Raw genomic sequence first — 16,951 nt, 5'->3', positions numbered from 1 at the left:
TATTTAGCAGTATTTCTAATTTTCTAAACAAATATATGTATGAGAAATCTATTTACTTTTCTATGTGCTTTGTGTCTTAGCTTTTGTGCTATTGCAACTTTTGCACAAACCCAAGAAACCGAACCTAATGACGGTTTTATTACAGCAAATATTATTAGTTTTGATTCTGAATTAAAAGGTACGAGTGTAAGTAGAAACGAAGATTTTTTTAAAATTACAGTTTCAAAACCAATGATTCTGAACATTTCCCTAAGTGGTATAAGCTTGGGACAATCAATACAAGTTCAACTTTATGACATCAATCAAAAGTCCATAGAATCTAAATTCTTTAAAAGTTCTGATGAAAAGGCAGTACTTAGCCAATTAGTTTGTAGCACAGGAATATATTACATTAAAGTAAACAGTGTTACAGGTTCATCAAATTATACGTTGAAGGTTAAAAGTGATGTTTCTGATATTTACGAATGTAACAATTCATTTAATGATGCCAAGGAAATTCCCTTAAATAAGGAAATTAAGGCTTCGATTAATAATGCTGGCGATGAAGATTTTTTTAAAATAAATGTTAGAGAACCATCAGTAATCAATATTTCTTTAGAAAATATTCCTGTGGATCAAAGAATGAATCTATACATATATGATTCCAATCAGGTATATATAGGTAAAGAGACAGCTTCTGAAAATGGTAAGAATGTATATTTTAGCAAATTAGTATGTGGAGGAACATACTATATTAAAATCTATTCGATAAATAATGTTGCCAACAATGCTCAATATACATTGAAGGTACAAATCGATGTTTCAGATGTTTATGAATGTAATAATTCTTTGAGTGATGCTAAACAAATTGCATTGAATACTGCTATAAAAGCTTCAATTAATAGTACCGAGGATGAAGATTTTTATAAGATAAATATTTCAAAACCAAGTGTAGTGAATGTTTCTGTTGAAGGTGTTGATGCAAATCAATTAATGTATATTGAAATGTATGATGCCAATCTGGTAAAATTAGGAAAGACTTATAGCAGTAAAGGGAAAAGTGTTTTTTATAATCAATTACAATGTAGTGCTGGAGTTTACTATATTAGGCTTTATACTTCAGCAGGTGTAGCGAGTACCTCCCAATACACAATGAAAGTACAAGCAGATGTTTCAGATGTATATGAGTGTAATAATACTTTTGACGAAGCAAAAGAAATAAAACTAAGTACAACAATTAAAGGGGCAATTAATCCAAGTGGGGATAAGGACTTTTATAAATTTACACTTCTCAAAAAAAGTACAGTTAATTTTAGCTTTGTAGATATACAGAGTGGTATGACAGCCTATTTGGACTTATATGACCAAAACCTGAAAAAGATTGTTGGTGGTACAAATCCTAATAATTTGTCGTCTATTCAAAAAGTAGTTTTAGATGCAGGTCAATATTTTATTAGAATATTTTCAAATCAAACTAACCCTGCACTATATAGCTTGACGGTAAACCCTGATGCATGTCCTCACACAGCTAAAATAAATACGCCGAATGGAACAAGCTTTTGTTCTGGGAGTTCAATAAATATAGTTGCAGAAGGAAGTGGCATTACATCACCTTTTACATATAAATGGAAACAAGGGAATACTGATGTTAGTACTGGAGCAACATTAAAAGTAACACAAGCTGGTACTTTTAATGTTGAAGTGACAGATAAAAATGGGTGTGTTGTTTTTTCATCCATTACAGTAAGTGAAATTGCCAAACCAACCCAACCCAAAATCACAGCGAGTAATAGTACAATATGTTTAGGCAGTAGTGTTACTTTAACTTCAACTACTTGCACAGGTGGAACATTAACATGGACAGGCGGAGTAACAGGCAGTTCAATAACCGTTTCGCCAACTGCTACTAAATCCTATAAAGTACTTTGTACGCAAGGAACGTGTAAAAGCGATTCAAGTTTAGCCACGACAATTACAGTGATTGCTAAACCCACTCAACCTAAAATCACAGCGAGTAATAGTACAATATGTGGAGGAAGTAGCACAACCTTAACTTCAACTGCTTGTGCAGGAGGAATCTCAACTTGGACTGGCGGCTTAACAGGCAGTTCAATTACAGTTTCGCCAAGTGTTACTAAATCCTATAAAGTACTTTGTACACAAGGAACTTGTAAAAGTGATTCAAGTTTAGCTACGACCATTACAGTGATTGCTAAACCAACTCAACCCAAAATCGCAGCGAGCAATAGTACAATATGTGCAGGCAGTAGTGTTACTTTAACTTCAACCGCTTGCACAAGTGGAATATTAACATGGACGGGTGGTTTAACAGGCAGTTCAATAACTGTTTCTCCGAATGTTAGCAAATCTTATAAAGTACTTTGTACGCAAGGGACTTGCAAAAGCGATTCCAGTGTAGCCACGACAATTACAGTAATTGCCAAACCAACACAACCCAAAATCACAGCGAGTAACAGTACAATATGTGCAGGAAGTAGCGTAACCTTAACTTCAACTGCTTGCACAGGTGGAGTATTGACTTGGACGGGTGGTTTAACAGGCAATTCAATAACTGTTTCGCCAACTGCTACCAAATCCTATAAAGTACTTTGTACGCAAGGAACGTGTAAAAGTGATTCAAGTTTAGCAACGACAATTACAGTGATTGCCAAACCCACACAACCCAAAATCACAGCCAGTAACAGTACAATATGTTCAGGAAATAGCACAACCTTAACTTCAACTGCTTGTGCAGGTGGAGTATTAACTTGGACAGGCGGAGCAACAGGTAGTTCAATTACAGTTACTCCCAATGTAACCAAATCTTATAAAGTGCTTTGTATGCAAGGGACTTGTAAAAGTGATTCCAGTATAGCCACAACAATTACTGTTACCCCCAAACCAACTCAACCCAAAATCACAGCGAGTAACAGTACGATTTGTGCAGGAAGTAGTGTTACTTTAACCTCAACTGCTTGTACAGGTGGAGTATTAACTTGGACAGGTGGAGCAACGGGTAGTACAATAACAGTTTCACCAACAGTTACCAAATCCTATAAAGTACTTTGTACGCAAGGAACTTGTAAAAGTGATTCAAGTTTAGCAACGACAATTACAGTGATTGCCAAACCTACCCAACCCAAAATCACGGTAAGTAATAGTACAATTTGTTTGGGAAGCAGTACGACATTGACTTCAAGTGCTTGCACAGGTGGAACATTAACTTGGACAGGCGGCTTAACAGGCAGTTCAATTACTGTTTCACCAACTATTAATAAATCCTATAAAGTACTTTGCACGCAAGGGACTTGTAAAAGTGATTCAAGTTTAGCCACGACAATTATTGTTATTGCTAAACCTACACAACCAAAAATCACAGCGAGTAGCAGTACAATATGTGGAGGAAGTAGCACAACCTTAACTTCAACTGCTTGTGCAGGTGGAGTATTAACTTGGACAGGCGGAGCAACAGGCAGTTCTATTACTGTTTCGCCAACTGCTACCAAATCCTATAAAGTACTCTGTACGCAAGCAGGTTGTAAAAGTGATTCAAGTTTAGCAACGACAATTACAGTAATTGCTAAACCTACTCAACCCAAAATCACAGCGAGTAACAGTACAATATGTGCAGGCAGTAGTGTTACTTTAACTTCTACCGCTTGCACAGGTGGAACATTAACTTGGACAGGTGGAGCAACAGGCAGTTCAATAACCGTTTCGCCAACTGCCACCAAATCGTATAAAGTACTTTGTACTGTAAATGGTTGTAAAAGTGATTCATCAACAATAATGAAAATCAATATTCTTTCTATCCCTAAATCACCTATTATATCCTCAAATATCTGTAATAATATATTAATTAAACAGTGGGATAAAACTTTTAAAGGAGATAAACACAGAATATTGACTTCCGTGCTAACAATTGCAAATGGTGAATATTTACTTGGTGGATATACATTGCCAGAAGAAGTAGCGACGGGAGATAAGTTAGGACTTGATTATTTAATTATTAAAATTGATTCAAAAGGAGAAAAGATTTGGGAAAAAACTTACGGGGGGAAAGATTATGATTATCTTACTTGTATGGTTGCAACTCCAGATGGTGGTTTTTTGCTAGGGGGAAATTCTTTCTCTGGAATTGGTTTAGATAAATCTGAAGGCAATAAAGGTTACATGGACTTCTGGGTAGTTAAAATTAATAAAGATGGGGTGAAAATGTGGGATAAAACATTTGGAGGTGATGACTATGACTATATTTCAACAATAGTAAATATTGATAATGGTGGTTTTTTGTTAGGTGGTTCAACTTTTTCAAGAGCTATTGATAAAACTGGGCCTTATGGTTTCATGGATTATTATGCAATTAAAATCAATGAAAACGGTATTAATATTTGGGAAAAGAAGATAGGGGGACGAGATTATGATTATTTAAAGAGTGTAGTAACAACTAATGATGGGGGTTTTTTATTAGGGGGGAAATCAATGTCTGGTATTGGGGGTGACAAATCTGATAACTCAAGGGGCTTAGATGATTATTGGGTGGTTAAAATTAGCAGTTCTGGTATTAAAGTTTGGGATAAGACTTTTGGAGGGGTAGGTTATGATAATCTTTCAAATATAGTTAAATCGGATGATGGAGGTTTTTTACTTGGAGGATATTCAGGTTCAACCATTAGTGGAGATAAGTTGGGTGCGTCAAAAGGGGATTATGATTTTTGGGTGGTTAAGATTAATAGTAATGGTGTTAAACTTTGGGATAAAACAATCGGAGGTAACTCTGTAGACTATTTGCTAACAACAATTAAAACTAATGATGGAGGTTTTTTACTTGGAGGATATTCTGAGTCAGGTTTAAGTGGTGATAAATCTGAAAAATTAATAGGTCAAGCGGATTATTGGGTGGTTAAAATAAGTTCGAGTGGGAATAAATTATGGGATAAAGCTTTTGGAGGAAGTGCTGAAGATATTTTAAAGGCTATGGTTATTACTAATGATAATGGTCTTTTATTGGGAGGATATTCTACTTCGTCTGATGGGGATAAATCAGAGATGTCATTAGGCTATGATTTTTGGATAATAAAATCGAAAATTTGTGACAATAAAGAACTCACCGCCACAGGCTGTACAGGTACAGTAAATTGGAGTAATGGAGCTACTGGGAATTCAATTACGGTAAGTCCTACGGTGGCTACAACTTATACGGCTACTTGTACTGTTAATACTTGTAAGAGTGCTACCAGTAATGCCATTACAGTAAGTCCAGATGTAATTCCGAATGGAAGAGTAGTGTCAGATATACCCAATGAACCCGAACCATCTTTCAATTTTAAAGTTTTCCCAAATCCAGCAAAAGATGAATTAACAATTCAGACAGATTTAGAAGGAGAAGCTACTTTCCATTTATATAATAGCATTGGTCAAAGTGTACTTGAAAGGACTTTTGAAAAACAGACAAAGATTGATGTGAAAAACCTGAGTAAAGGCTTATATATTTATTCAATCCAACACCAAGATGCCAAAACAAATGGAAAGGTTTTGTTGGAATAAAAGCAAAATATTTTAATTTTACTGATAGCATGGCGTTGGTCATGCTATCTTTTTTTCTTATCAGTTAATAGTATTTCACCCTTAAAACAAAAAACTATGTCCACTACACATGACACTGGGCATGCTACTAATCTTGCCAATTTCCAAAAGCTTATTTCCTATTGTTCTGCCATGGAAGAAGCTTATAATCCTTCAAATCCTGCTCTGTCTATTGCTCATTTACAAATGCTATCGTCGGAAGGTAGACGTATTCTTACAGAATGCGAGCATAAAAGAATAGATTTTAATAGTGCAGTTTATGTTAGGAAATCTGCCTTTAAGCATCTTAAAAGTTTGAGTACAAAAATTGTGAATTCCTTAGCCATTTCTGGAGTAAGCAATTCTACTATTGATAATGCCAAAAGAATTAATCGAAGAATACAGGGTAAACGTGCTAATGCTTCCAAGGCTAAAGTAGGAGTGGAGGATAATTCCGAAGACATCAAAACGATTTCAAGTTCTCAACTAAGTTTTAATTATTTAGTAGAGCATCTTTTTGCGATGATAAGTTTGCTTAAATCTCAACCAATGTATCAACCTAATGAAGTTGAATTAAAAGTAGAGACATTAGAAGCTTATTTAAGTGAATTAAGAGAGAAAAATACCACAGTCATGCAGGCACATACTACTTGGGCAATGATAAGAATGGAAAGAGTGAAACTTTTTTATCAAGAAAAAACGGGTTTAGTAGATACGGCTTTGGCTGTAAAGGCTTATTTTAAATCTGTTTATGGTACACAAAGCTATCAATATACCTTGGTGAAAGGAATAGCTTTTAGAAATATTAAACTTCGATAGCTTTTTGATAAACATTGAGGAGCAATTAGGAACTAAGACGTATTGATGCTGATTCTTGCTTACTAAGAATAAAAATGGATAACCAATAATTAGAAACACCTTACTGCTATAAAAAACAGATAATCCACTTTATGATAATGAAAGCGTGTATAAAAGAAATTCTTAGCCCGAACTTAGCATTAACTAAGCACTAAGAGGGAATAGATGAGTGCAATAAGGAAACTGTTTGTCTTATCAAAGAAATAAGCTTTAGCATCAAGAAAACTCTTTTACGCATAGTAGAAGTAATATTACTCATGAAGGAAATAAGTGTATTAATTAAGGAAGTAAATACATACATTAAGAAAATAGGCTTACTTAAAGAAGAAATAGACTAACGCATAAAGAAAATAAGCCAACGCACGAAGAGAATAGAGTATTGTAATAAAGAAATAGGCTTTCGTAACATTAATATAATGAAGTACTATCTAAATAAGAAAAGTCATTAGAGGAATATCTTCTAATGACTTTTTCATTTGGACTATCACTTAATTTATAAGCCTTGTTGATACTTATTCAACCGTTACCGATTTTGCCAAGTTTCTTGGTTGATCTACATTACAGCCTCTCAGTACAGCAATATGGTACGAAAGTAACTGCAATGGAATCGTTGCTACTAAAGGAATCAGAGCTTCGTGCATAGCAGGGATTTCGATGGTATAATCTGCCATAGTCGGAATCAATTTATCGCCTTCTGTAACGATGGCAATTACTTTTCCTTTTCTTGCTTTTACTTCCTGAATATTAGAAACCACTTTTTCATAAGAACTATCTTTGGTAGCGATGAAAACTACGGGCATTTCTTCGTCAATTAAGGCGATTGGCCCATGTTTCATTTCTGCCGCTGGATAGCCTTCTGCATGGATATAAGAAATTTCTTTGAGTTTTAAAGCTCCTTCTAAAGCCACTGGGAAATTATAGCCACGACCTAAATAAATAAAGTTTCTTGCATCTTTAAATTTTTCGGCTATGATTTTAATTTTCTCATCAGTTTTCAGAACTGTTTCTATTTTAGAAGGAATTCTTTCTAATTCAAACAATAATCTTCTGAAAGTATCTTCGTGCAAAGTTCCTTTTTTGCGTGCAACGGCAATTGCCATTAAAGCTAATACTGTTACTTGTGCTGTAAAGGCTTTGGTGGAAGCTACTCCAATTTCTGGCCCAGCATGAGTGTAAGCTCCTGCGTGTGTAGCTCTTGGAATAGACGAGCCAACTACATTACAAACACCAATGATAGTAGCTCCTTTTGATTTTGCCAGTTCTATCGCTGCCAAAGTATCGGCAGTTTCGCCAGACTGTGAAATAGCAATGACAAAATCACCTTCTTTGATGATTGGATTTCTGTAACGAAACTCCGAAGCATATTCTACTTCTACATTGATACGAGCCAATTCTTCAAAAATGTATTCAGCCACCAAGCCAGCGTGCCAAGAAGTGCCACAAGCTACGATAACGATACGTTTGGTCTTTGCTAATTTATCAACATAGTCACGAAGGCCGCCCAAAACCAAAAGTCCATTATCAGCATTTACTCTACCACGCATACAGTCGGCTACTGAACGAGGTTGCTCATAGATTTCCTTGAGCATGAAATGGTCATAACCACCTTTTTCGATTGCTTCTAATTCTAATTCTACGGTTTGGATATAAGGAGACTGAAGGATGTTATCTATATTTTTTACCGTCAATTCACCATCACGTACTACTGCCAATTCGTAGTCGTTTAGGTAAACTACTTCGTTGGTATATTCAATAATAGGTGTTGCGTCGGAAGCAAAGAAGAATTCTTTTTCGCCAACACCAATTACTAAAGGCGAACCTTTACGAGCCGCAATTAATTGAGAAGGGTTAGTAGCATCCATAATCACGATAGCATAAGCTCCAACTACTTCTTTCATTGCCAAACGAACGGCTTCTTCTAACAAACAACCAGTATTTTGTTGAATATCTTCAATGAAATGAATGAAAACTTCTGAGTCTGTATCTGAATAAAAAATATGTCCTTTTTTGATAAGATTCTTCTTGATAGAAGAGTAGTTTTCTATGATACCATTATGGATAATGGCTAAATTTCGAGAAGCAGAGTAATGAGGGTGAGCATTTACATCGTTTGGCTCGCCATGTGTTGCCCAACGAGTATGCCCAATACCAATGTGGCTTGATAAATTTTCTTTTAAAAGAACTTCTTCAAGGTCTTTTACTTTCCCTTTTTTCTTGTAAATGTTTAAGCCATCATTTAATAAAGCAATACCAGAACTGTCATAGCCACGATATTCTAAACGTTTTAATCCTTTAATAATCAAAGGATAGGCTTCACGATGCCCAATATAAGCCACAATGCCACACATATAATGATAGTTTATTGGTTATTATTTTCCCCAAATTTATTATTAAAAACATAAACATAACAAATATGTACAGAAATAATCAGTAATATATTGCCAAAAAAAAGAGCGTAGCACCATTTTAATGATACTATGCTCTAAATTTCTTTGGACTCTTCGGTATTTTTACTTGGCTACATAAGTATAATATACTTTGAGTTTGATATTACTTTTATCAAATATAGCTCTGGTTACTTCTTGTGCTAATACACTTTTTCCTAATGCAACAGACCTTACACCCGTAGTTGTATTTGTGGCAAATAACGTTGGCGTAATTATCCAACCATTATTTGAGATTCGTCCTGCTAAAATATTTTGTAAAGAACTGGTTACATTAAAAGTGTATAAATTACTCTTGCTTACATAAGAAGCTGAAGTACCTTCGCCTGTAACAAACTGTAAGCTTCCTTCGCCAGTAGTGGTACTTCTAAGCGGTCGATTACTACTGGTTGACTGAACGAGTACTAAATCTGTCGGGAAGGAGTATCCTCCGGGGTTTGACTTTGGTTCTAACACCAATTCAGCTTTGTTGAAAGCAATATCTTTACGATTTTTAAGATTCGTCAAAGTTGGGAATTTCACTTTCATTGCCAAACCTGTTCCTAATTGTAGGTAGGCTTCGTTGTTGGCATCTTTCGTTGATAGTCCGTCGCCTGCTTTGGTTAATTTTGTTAAAGCCCCAATGCGTGAAGCTGTAATTTTATTGAAACGAGCATTGAAAGTAGTCCCGTCTGAACTGGTGAGAGCTACATAGAAATTATTTGCTTTGGTAGTATCTACGGTAACGGTACTATCGGCTGTATCGGCACTGTTTCGTACTGTGTAAGTATATTTATAATGATAATACAATTTCAGTACTGCTTGTCCTGCCGCAAAACCTACAATCGCTGCATTTTTGGGACTTTCTGAAACCAAAGCAAAACCTTTTACCGCATCTTTAAAACCAGTACCTACTAAAGCCTCACTCTTGGCACCATCTCTTTGGCTTTCCAAAAACTTCACAAAAGATGGTTCGGTAATTGGAATTACTAAAGAATCATACTTGCCAGTAGTTCCAGAAACTACTCTGCTATCTCTGATTGGTCTAACTTTTACATTAGTCAATTGTCCGAGTGGAGTAGTTTTTAAAGTCGGAGCTGCACTATTGCTATAATAAGCAGTAGTTGGGTCTAAAGTTGAGCTTGAAGCAAACTGATATAATTTGAAAGTCTGATTTTGTAGTGTATCGCCTTGATAAAAACTATAAGGCAAAATAAAACGAATAGAGTCATTTAGCGTTGGGTACGTAATCCATTTTACGTTACTCTTGCTGGCTGTATCAACTTCTGAACGAATAGTATCAGATGATAAGTTGGCAATTTGAAAGTAGCAGGCAGCTTCAACAGTACCTAAATTTGGGTCTGACAAACGACCTACCAACATATTATTCGGACTGTATGTTGCAATAGAATCCAACAAAACAGTGGACGCATCAACAGTAAGCGTATCAGTGTAGAGTAGCCCAATATCTTGGACAAAAATCTCAGAGCCAATTTCTTTAGGGTCTTCACAAGCCGATAGAAATACGAAAAAAGAAAAGACAACACCAATAATGAATGCTTTACGCACTTGCCAATTCTGTGTAAATATTGTAGTAGCTGTCAATACTTTCTTCTGGAACGTATTCCAATTTTTTTTCGGGTAATTCATTAAAAATAGTGTTAAATTTCTCTGATACTTCTTCTTCCATCGTAATCACGACGTCGGCGTATTCAACGCCAATCTTAACAAAACCTTGATAATCTGCTGATTCCAAACTTCCGAGCATATCATCTTCTACATTCAACATTTTTACTTTTTCATAAAGCCCTTCAAAAGCGAATTTATGAGCAAACTCACTGTTAAATACAGAAAACACCGTTTTAGAGTCCTTGAACATTGGGTCATTTCTGTATGTAGTTTTTAGATACAAAGGTATCAAAGCTGTCATCCAGTCATTACAATGTACAATATCAGGCGACCAGCCCAATTTCTTTACAGTCTCTAAAGCACCTTTACAGAAAAAGATTGCTCGCTCGTCGTTATCAGCATAGAATTTATCTTCTTTGTCGGTAAAAACGTACTTTCTTTGAAAATAGTCTTCGTTATCTATGAAATATACCTGTAATTTTGCTGATGGCAAAGACGCTACTTTGATGGTCACGGGTTTATCATCGTCACCAACAGGTACTGTAAAACCTGATAATCTTACTACTTCATGAAGACGGTTTTTACGTTCGTTAATTAACCCAAAACGAGGTACTAAGATTCTGATTTCAAACCCTTTTTCCTGCATAGCAGCAGGTAGTTTTCTAACAAAATTAGCTACTTGAGTCGTAGAGAGAAAAGGGTCAACTTCACTGGCAACGTAAAGGATACGCAATTTAGACATTGTTGTCGTTGTTAGGAGCTTTGATGCTGTTAAAAAGTGTTAAAGTGAAAATGTTAGTCGTTGAAGAAATTCTTTCTATTCATAAATGATAAAATCATTCAACAACACTCCAATTATCAGCCCTTAAACGTTTCAAACAGAAAGCCAAAGCAAGAAGGATTCACATAAAAATTATGCAAAAATATAAAAATTTTATGGAAATTCCACAAAAAATCAAACGTGAATGTGTTTTGAGCAGTCTTGCAGCCTTTTTAATGAGAGGCTTTTTGTAGATTTGATTTTTTTATTGTAGCATTTCAGTCCATTATCATTGAGAAAAAACAAATTTATGCAAGTATTTTTCGAGATTCAAGCCTTACAAACATACCTCAATAAAGAGCGTCTTCAAGCCAAAACGATTGGTTTTGTACCCACAATGGGAGCTTTGCATGAAGGGCATTTATCGCTTATCCAAACCGCTAAAAGCCAGAATGATATTACGGTATGCAGTATTTTTGTGAATCCAACACAATTTAATAATCCAGACGATTTAGCTGTTTATCCGAGAACTTTAGAAGCCGATTGCCAACTACTCGAACAAGTACAATGCGATGTAGTATTTGCTCCGAGTGCCGCCGAAATGTACCCGAGTTTACCTAACATAAAATTTAATTTTGGAATTTTAGAAACGGTAATGGAAGGTAAATTCAGACCGGGGCATTTTAACGGCGTTGGAATTGTGGTGGCTAAATTATTCAATATCGTTCAGCCAACAAAAGCTTATTTCGGACAAAAAGACCTCCAGCAGTGTGCTGTAATCAATTGTTTGGTGCGTGATTTGAGTTTTTCTTTGGATTTAGTGATTTGTCCGACGCAAAGAGAGCAAGATGGTTTGGCGATGTCGTCACGAAATAGAAACCTTTCAACCGAACAGCGGGCTTTAGCTCCTGCCATTTATAAAGCACTTCAACAAGCCAGCCAACAACTCAGAACTCAACCTGCACAAGTAGTGAAAAAAGCGATTGACGATTACTTTGCTTCTACGGATGGGATTGAGTTAGAGTATTTTGAAATTTCAGATTTTGAAACATTATTACCCGTCGAGGAACTTTCAGAAGGGAAAACAGCTTTGTGTATTGCAGCTTATTTAGGCAAAACTCGTTTGATAGATAATGTAATTATTTGAAATAATGAGCAACCAAACAAGCGGTAAAAATACCTTATCTTTGTACTTTCATTGACAAGTGGTGTGAACCATTTGTTATTCCACGATTTTAAAATTTTGTTATGTTTCTTCATGTTATGAAATCTAAACTCCATCGGGTAAAAATTACTCAAGCGGAGTTGAATTATGTAGGGAGTGTCACTATCGACGAAGATTTAATGGACGCTGCCAATTTGATTGAGAACGAAAAAGTACAAATTGTAAACAATAATAACGGCGAACGATTTGAGACTTATGTTATCAAAGGTGAGCGTGGTTCTGGAATGGTTTGTTTAAATGGTGCGGCAGCTCGAAGAGCTCAGATTGGTGATATTGTTATTATTATTGCCTACGCAATGATGACTGCCGAGGAGGCTCGTGTTCACAAACCAAGTTTGGTTTTTCCTGATGATAACAATAGATTAGTAGGCTGATAAGAGATATGAATTATGAGTGATGAATGATAAAAGAAGAACCTTATCATCAATTGTTTAAATTTAAAACTTAACTCATAATTCAACATTCTTAATTTTGTATTTGCTTTGTTTGATTGAGTATCGGTATTAAGCTATTAAATATTTAAGATAAATTATACCGATACTCTAAACCTCTTTTGTTGACTTCTATTATGAAAAAGATTCTTCAGTACACCGTTTCGCTGGTTTTGGCTGGTGCTTTACTTTGGTTTGTCTTCAAAGACATTAGTTTGTCTGAAATGCTCGACCAATTCGCCAATGCTGATTATAGATGGCTTTTGCTTTCGGCTTTGTTTGCCATGACCGCCCACGTGAGTCGTGCTGCTCGTTGGAGAATTTTAATGAAACCACTTGGCTATCAGCCTTCGCTCTTTAATACTACTTTAGCCATTTTTATAGGTTATTTTGCCAATTACATCATTCCCCGAATGGGCGAAGTTTCTCGTTGTGGCAGTTTGAGAAAAACCGACAATATCCCTTTTGAAAAATCTTTTGGAACAGTACTTACCGAGCGAATTTTTGATTTAATCAGTTTGCTAATCGTACTTACACTCAATTTAATTTTTGAATTTAACAAACTACAAAATTTCTTCATGGAACAGTTTGCTTCTAAAGTTTACATACTTTTGGGCTTACTGGCTTTTTTGTTTGTGGGGGGTATCGTAGGTATTTATTTTTTCAGAAAATACCAAGAACAACTTTCTACTGTGCCGTTTCTTAGTAAAATCATTACTTTTATCAACGGACTTTTAGATGGTTTGATGAGTGTCCGCCACCTCGAAAACCCCATTGCTTTTGTGGTTTATTCTATCACAATTTGGGTGATGTATTTGCTTTCGGCTTATGTACTTTTCTTTGCTATTCCACAAACAGCCCATTTAGGTTTGTTGGCTGGCTTAACGGTACTTACGATGGGTTCTTTCGGAATGGCAGCTCCTACACAAGGCGGTATTGGTCCATTCCATTTTTTAGTTGGAAATGCTTTGGTACTTTATGGCTTACCTCAAAAAGATGGAATTATGTTGGCTACATTTATTCATGGCTCGCAAATGATTACTTTATTGGCATTAGGTGCTTTGAGTTTCCTGATTACTTTATTTATAAAACCGAAAACTAATGACTGAAAATAAAATTGTAAGCCTCGGCGAAGCCATCGAAAGAGTAAAGGCTTGGCAGAGTAAAGGCGAAAAGATTGTCTTTACAAATGGTTGTTTTGATATTGTTCATTTAGGGCATATTGATTATTTAGAAAAAGCCCGAAATTTAGGCAACAGATTGGTACTTGGCTTAAATACCGATGCTTCTGTAAAACGTTTGAAAGGAGAAAGTCGCCCCGTAGTGAACGAGTATGCTCGTGCAAGAATGATGTCGGCATTTGAATTTGTAGATGCTGTTGTACTTTTTGACGAACCCACACCGCTCACTTTAATTGAAGAAGTAAAACCTGATATTTTAGTGAAAGGAGATGATTATACAGTTGAAACTATTGTAGGAGCAGATTTCGTTATAGGAAAAGGAGGGGAAGTAAAGACAATTCCTTTGGTAAAAGGCTATTCAACTACTTCATTAATAGAGAAAATTAAACAAATTTAATAGCTATGATAGGCATATATTTAATTACTTTAGTTTTTGCAGGAATCGGGATGTTCGTGCAATGGAGATTAAAAAGCAAATTTCAACAATACTCTGAAATTGGTTTAGCCAATGGACTTTCAGGAAGAGAAATCGCTGAAAAAATGTTGCGTGATAATGGTATTTATGATGTAAGAATCATTTCGGTAGAAGGGCAATTAACAGACCACTATAATCCATCTGACAAAACCGTAAACCTAAGCCCAGATGTTTATTATGGTAGAAGTGCTTCGGCTGCGGCAGTTGCCTCTCACGAGTGCGGTCATGCGGTTCAACACGCAAGAGCTTATTCGATGTTAGAGTTTCGTAGTGCGATGGTACCTGTTTTAAGTATCGCTAACAATTTTATGCCAATTGCCTTGATGATTGGTATGATGTTGTTGTACTCAACAGGAAATAAATTAGTTTTAACAATCGGCGTAGCAATGTTTGCTTTGGCTACTTTGTTTAGTTTCATTACTTTACCCGTAGAATTTGATGCTTCAAGAAGAGCTTTAGCTTGGATGAGTGAAAGAAATATCGTAACTCAACGTGAACACGAAATGGCAAAAGACGCTCTTTGGTGGGCAGCTATGACTTACGTAGCAGCAGCTTTAGGAATGTTAGCTCAGTTACTTTACTATATGTCGCTACTTTCTGGTGGCAGACGAAGTGACGATTAAAGAAAATCAAGAGTAAAATACCGCAATCAAAAAAGCCTTTCAATACTCTTGAAAGGCTTTTTTGATGATAAATGATATACAACAATTATTTCGATAATTTACTGTGTTTGTAACCATACATGAAGTAAATCACTAAACCAATTGCCAACCAAATGATAAAGATTGTCCAGTTTGTAATACCTAATTCGGTCATTAAGTACAAATTGGTCAAAACACCTAAAACAGGTAACATTGAAAATTTGTGCATATAAGCCAATACTGACAAAACTAACCAAGTAAGCCAAAATACTACCAGTAAAGGTTTTTCGTGAATTTCACTAAAAAGTTTGTTTTCATAAAATACAAAACTGATAGTAATGACGAATAATATTCCTACCAAATACTGTCCATTCAAATAAGGAATCTTAAATTTTGCATCTTTAGATAAACCCTGATAGTCTAAGTACAAAACGCCACCACAAACTAAAATAAAGGCAAAGAAAGTACCCACACTGGTTAAGTCAACAAAAAAGCCCATATCCAAAAACAACGAAGGGATAGCTACCACCAAACCCGTAATAATAGTAGCAAAACTTGGTGTTTTGAATTTAGGGTGAATTTCAGAAAAACGTTTCCAAAGTAATCCATCACGACTCATTGCCATCCATATTCTTGGCTGTCCCATTTGATACACCAACAAAGCACTTGTAATAGCCACTACGGCAGAAACAGAAATAACACCTGCCATAAAGTTGAAGCCAATTTTTTGGAATACATAGGCCAATGGGTCATCTACTTTTAATTCAGTATAATTTACCATTCCTGTCAAAACCAAGGTAATGCAAACATAAAGTACCGCACAAATTACTAAGCAATAAATCATGGCTCTTGGTAAATCTCTTTGAGGGTTCTTACATTCTTCAGCCGTAGTTGAAATAGAATCGAAACCAATAAAAGCAAAGAAAACAGAGGCAACTCCCCCCAAAACTCCCTGAGCTCCATTCGGTGCAAAAGGTGACCAGTTTTCGGGTTTGATATAAAAAGCACCTACCGAAATCACTAATAATATTACAAGTAATTTTAGAACCACTAAAAAGTTACTGGCAGTTCTCGATTCTTTCATTCCTACATAAACCAATGAGGTTACTAAAATCGTAATTACACCAGCTGGAAGGTCAATTAAAAATTTAAAACTACCTAAAATAGGAGCGTGCTCATAGGCTTTTGCGGCAAACAAATCAGCATCAGTTAAAGTTGCGGAAGCGTTTTGGCTCGCTAAAAATGCCCGATGAGCTGTACCGTAGTCAATTGTCAGATAATCAGGAAAATTGATGCCGAAACCTGCGAGCATTCCCACAAAGTACTCCGACCAAGAAATTGCCACTACCATATTTGAAACAGCATATTCAAGAATCAAAGCCCAACCAATTATCCAAGCAAATATTTCACCGAAAGAAACATAAGCATAAGTATAGGCACTTCCCGAAACAGGAACCATTGAAGCAAACTGAGCATAACAAAGAGCCGTAAAAATACAGGCGATAGACACAAAGACAAAAAGTAAAGATACTGCGGGGCCACCTTCAAAACTTGCTCTACCAATTGTACTAAAAATACCAGCACCGATAATTGCCGCTACGCCAAAGGCTGTAAGGTCTCTTACTCCGAGAATTTTTACTAAACCACCGCCGCCGTGTGAATCATCATTCTGTTTTAAAACGTTTTGAATGGATTTACGCCTGAAAATTGAATTATTTATCATAATAGTTTGGTGTTATTGCTTGTTGACAAAGCTTTAATTGGGGTTATTTGAATTACAATAA

11 protein-coding genes are annotated in these 16,951 nt (G+C 35.8%); 7 read left to right on the top strand and 4 right to left on the bottom strand.

Going from position 1 to position 16,951, the window contains the following annotated elements:
* Window positions 1-39 precede the first annotated feature (39 nt).
* Window positions 40-5,526, top strand: coding sequence for a T9SS type A sorting domain-containing protein (locus tag VB248_RS10490; protein WP_323296720.1), 5,487 nt, complete (start codon window positions 40-42; stop codon window positions 5,524-5,526).
* A 96-nt stretch (window positions 5,527-5,622) separates the two neighbouring features.
* The gene (locus VB248_RS10485; RefSeq protein ID WP_323296719.1) at window positions 5,623-6,363 is read left to right on the top strand and encodes a hypothetical protein; all 741 of its coding nucleotides are present in this window, start codon (window positions 5,623-5,625) and stop codon (window positions 6,361-6,363) included.
* 551 nt (window positions 6,364-6,914) lie between these two features.
* Here VB248_RS10485 and glmS read toward each other — a convergent pair.
* From glmS to VB248_RS10470, 3 genes are all read right to left on the bottom strand, one after another.
* Window positions 6,915-8,750 carry a glutamine--fructose-6-phosphate transaminase (isomerizing) gene (gene glmS, locus VB248_RS10480; protein ID WP_323296718.1) on the bottom strand — a complete coding sequence of 612 codons (1,836 nt, stop codon included), beginning with the start codon at window positions 8,748-8,750 and terminating at the stop codon, window positions 6,915-6,917.
* A gap of 162 nt (window positions 8,751-8,912) precedes the next feature.
* Window positions 8,913-10,475, bottom strand: coding sequence for a DUF4270 family protein (locus VB248_RS10475; protein WP_323296717.1), 1,563 nt, complete (start codon window positions 10,473-10,475; stop codon window positions 8,913-8,915).
* Window positions 10,387-11,196, bottom strand: coding sequence for a glycogen/starch synthase (locus VB248_RS10470; protein WP_323296716.1), 810 nt, complete (start codon window positions 11,194-11,196; stop codon window positions 10,387-10,389). Before VB248_RS10470 ends, VB248_RS10475 begins: the two co-directional genes overlap by 89 nt.
* Window positions 11,197-11,524: 328 nt before the next feature.
* Here VB248_RS10470 and panC point away from each other — a divergent pair, with 328 nt between their 5' ends.
* The 5 genes from panC to VB248_RS10445 all read left to right on the top strand — a co-directional run bounded on the left by panC (window position 11,525) and on the right by VB248_RS10445 (window position 15,149).
* A complete protein-coding gene (gene panC / locus VB248_RS10465) occupies window positions 11,525-12,361 on the top strand; it encodes a pantoate--beta-alanine ligase (protein WP_323296715.1) in 837 nt (278 codons plus the stop codon).
* Window positions 12,362-12,462: 101 nt separating this feature from the next.
* Window positions 12,463-12,813, top strand: coding sequence for an aspartate 1-decarboxylase (panD, locus tag VB248_RS10460; RefSeq protein ID WP_323296714.1), 351 nt, complete (start codon window positions 12,463-12,465; stop codon window positions 12,811-12,813).
* A 194-nt stretch (window positions 12,814-13,007) separates the two neighbouring features.
* Window positions 13,008-13,979, top strand: a complete 972-nt coding sequence (locus VB248_RS10455; protein ID WP_323296713.1) for a lysylphosphatidylglycerol synthase transmembrane domain-containing protein — start codon at window positions 13,008-13,010, stop codon at window positions 13,977-13,979.
* A complete protein-coding gene (gene rfaE2, locus VB248_RS10450; RefSeq protein WP_323296712.1) occupies window positions 13,972-14,448 on the top strand; it encodes a D-glycero-beta-D-manno-heptose 1-phosphate adenylyltransferase in 477 nt (158 codons plus the stop codon). Before VB248_RS10455 ends, rfaE2 begins: the two co-directional genes overlap by 8 nt.
* A 5-nt stretch (window positions 14,449-14,453) precedes the next feature.
* Window positions 14,454-15,149, top strand: a complete 696-nt coding sequence (locus VB248_RS10445; protein WP_323296711.1) for a zinc metallopeptidase — start codon at window positions 14,454-14,456, stop codon at window positions 15,147-15,149.
* An 85-nt stretch (window positions 15,150-15,234) separates the two neighbouring features.
* Here VB248_RS10445 and VB248_RS10440 read toward each other — a convergent pair whose 3' ends face one another.
* On the bottom strand, window positions 15,235-16,890 hold the full coding sequence (locus VB248_RS10440; RefSeq protein ID WP_323296710.1) for an APC family permease: 1,656 nt from the start codon (window positions 16,888-16,890) through the stop codon (window positions 15,235-15,237).
* Between the last annotated feature and the right edge of the window lie 61 nt (window positions 16,891-16,951).

Origin of the sequence: Arcicella rigui (genome assembly GCF_034929435.1) — a bacterium.
In the GTDB taxonomy this organism is placed as follows: domain Bacteria; phylum Bacteroidota; class Bacteroidia; order Cytophagales; family Spirosomataceae; genus Arcicella; species Arcicella rigui.
The sequence above is the reverse complement of the archived record's forward strand: the minus strand, read 5'-3'. Positions and strand labels throughout refer to the sequence as shown.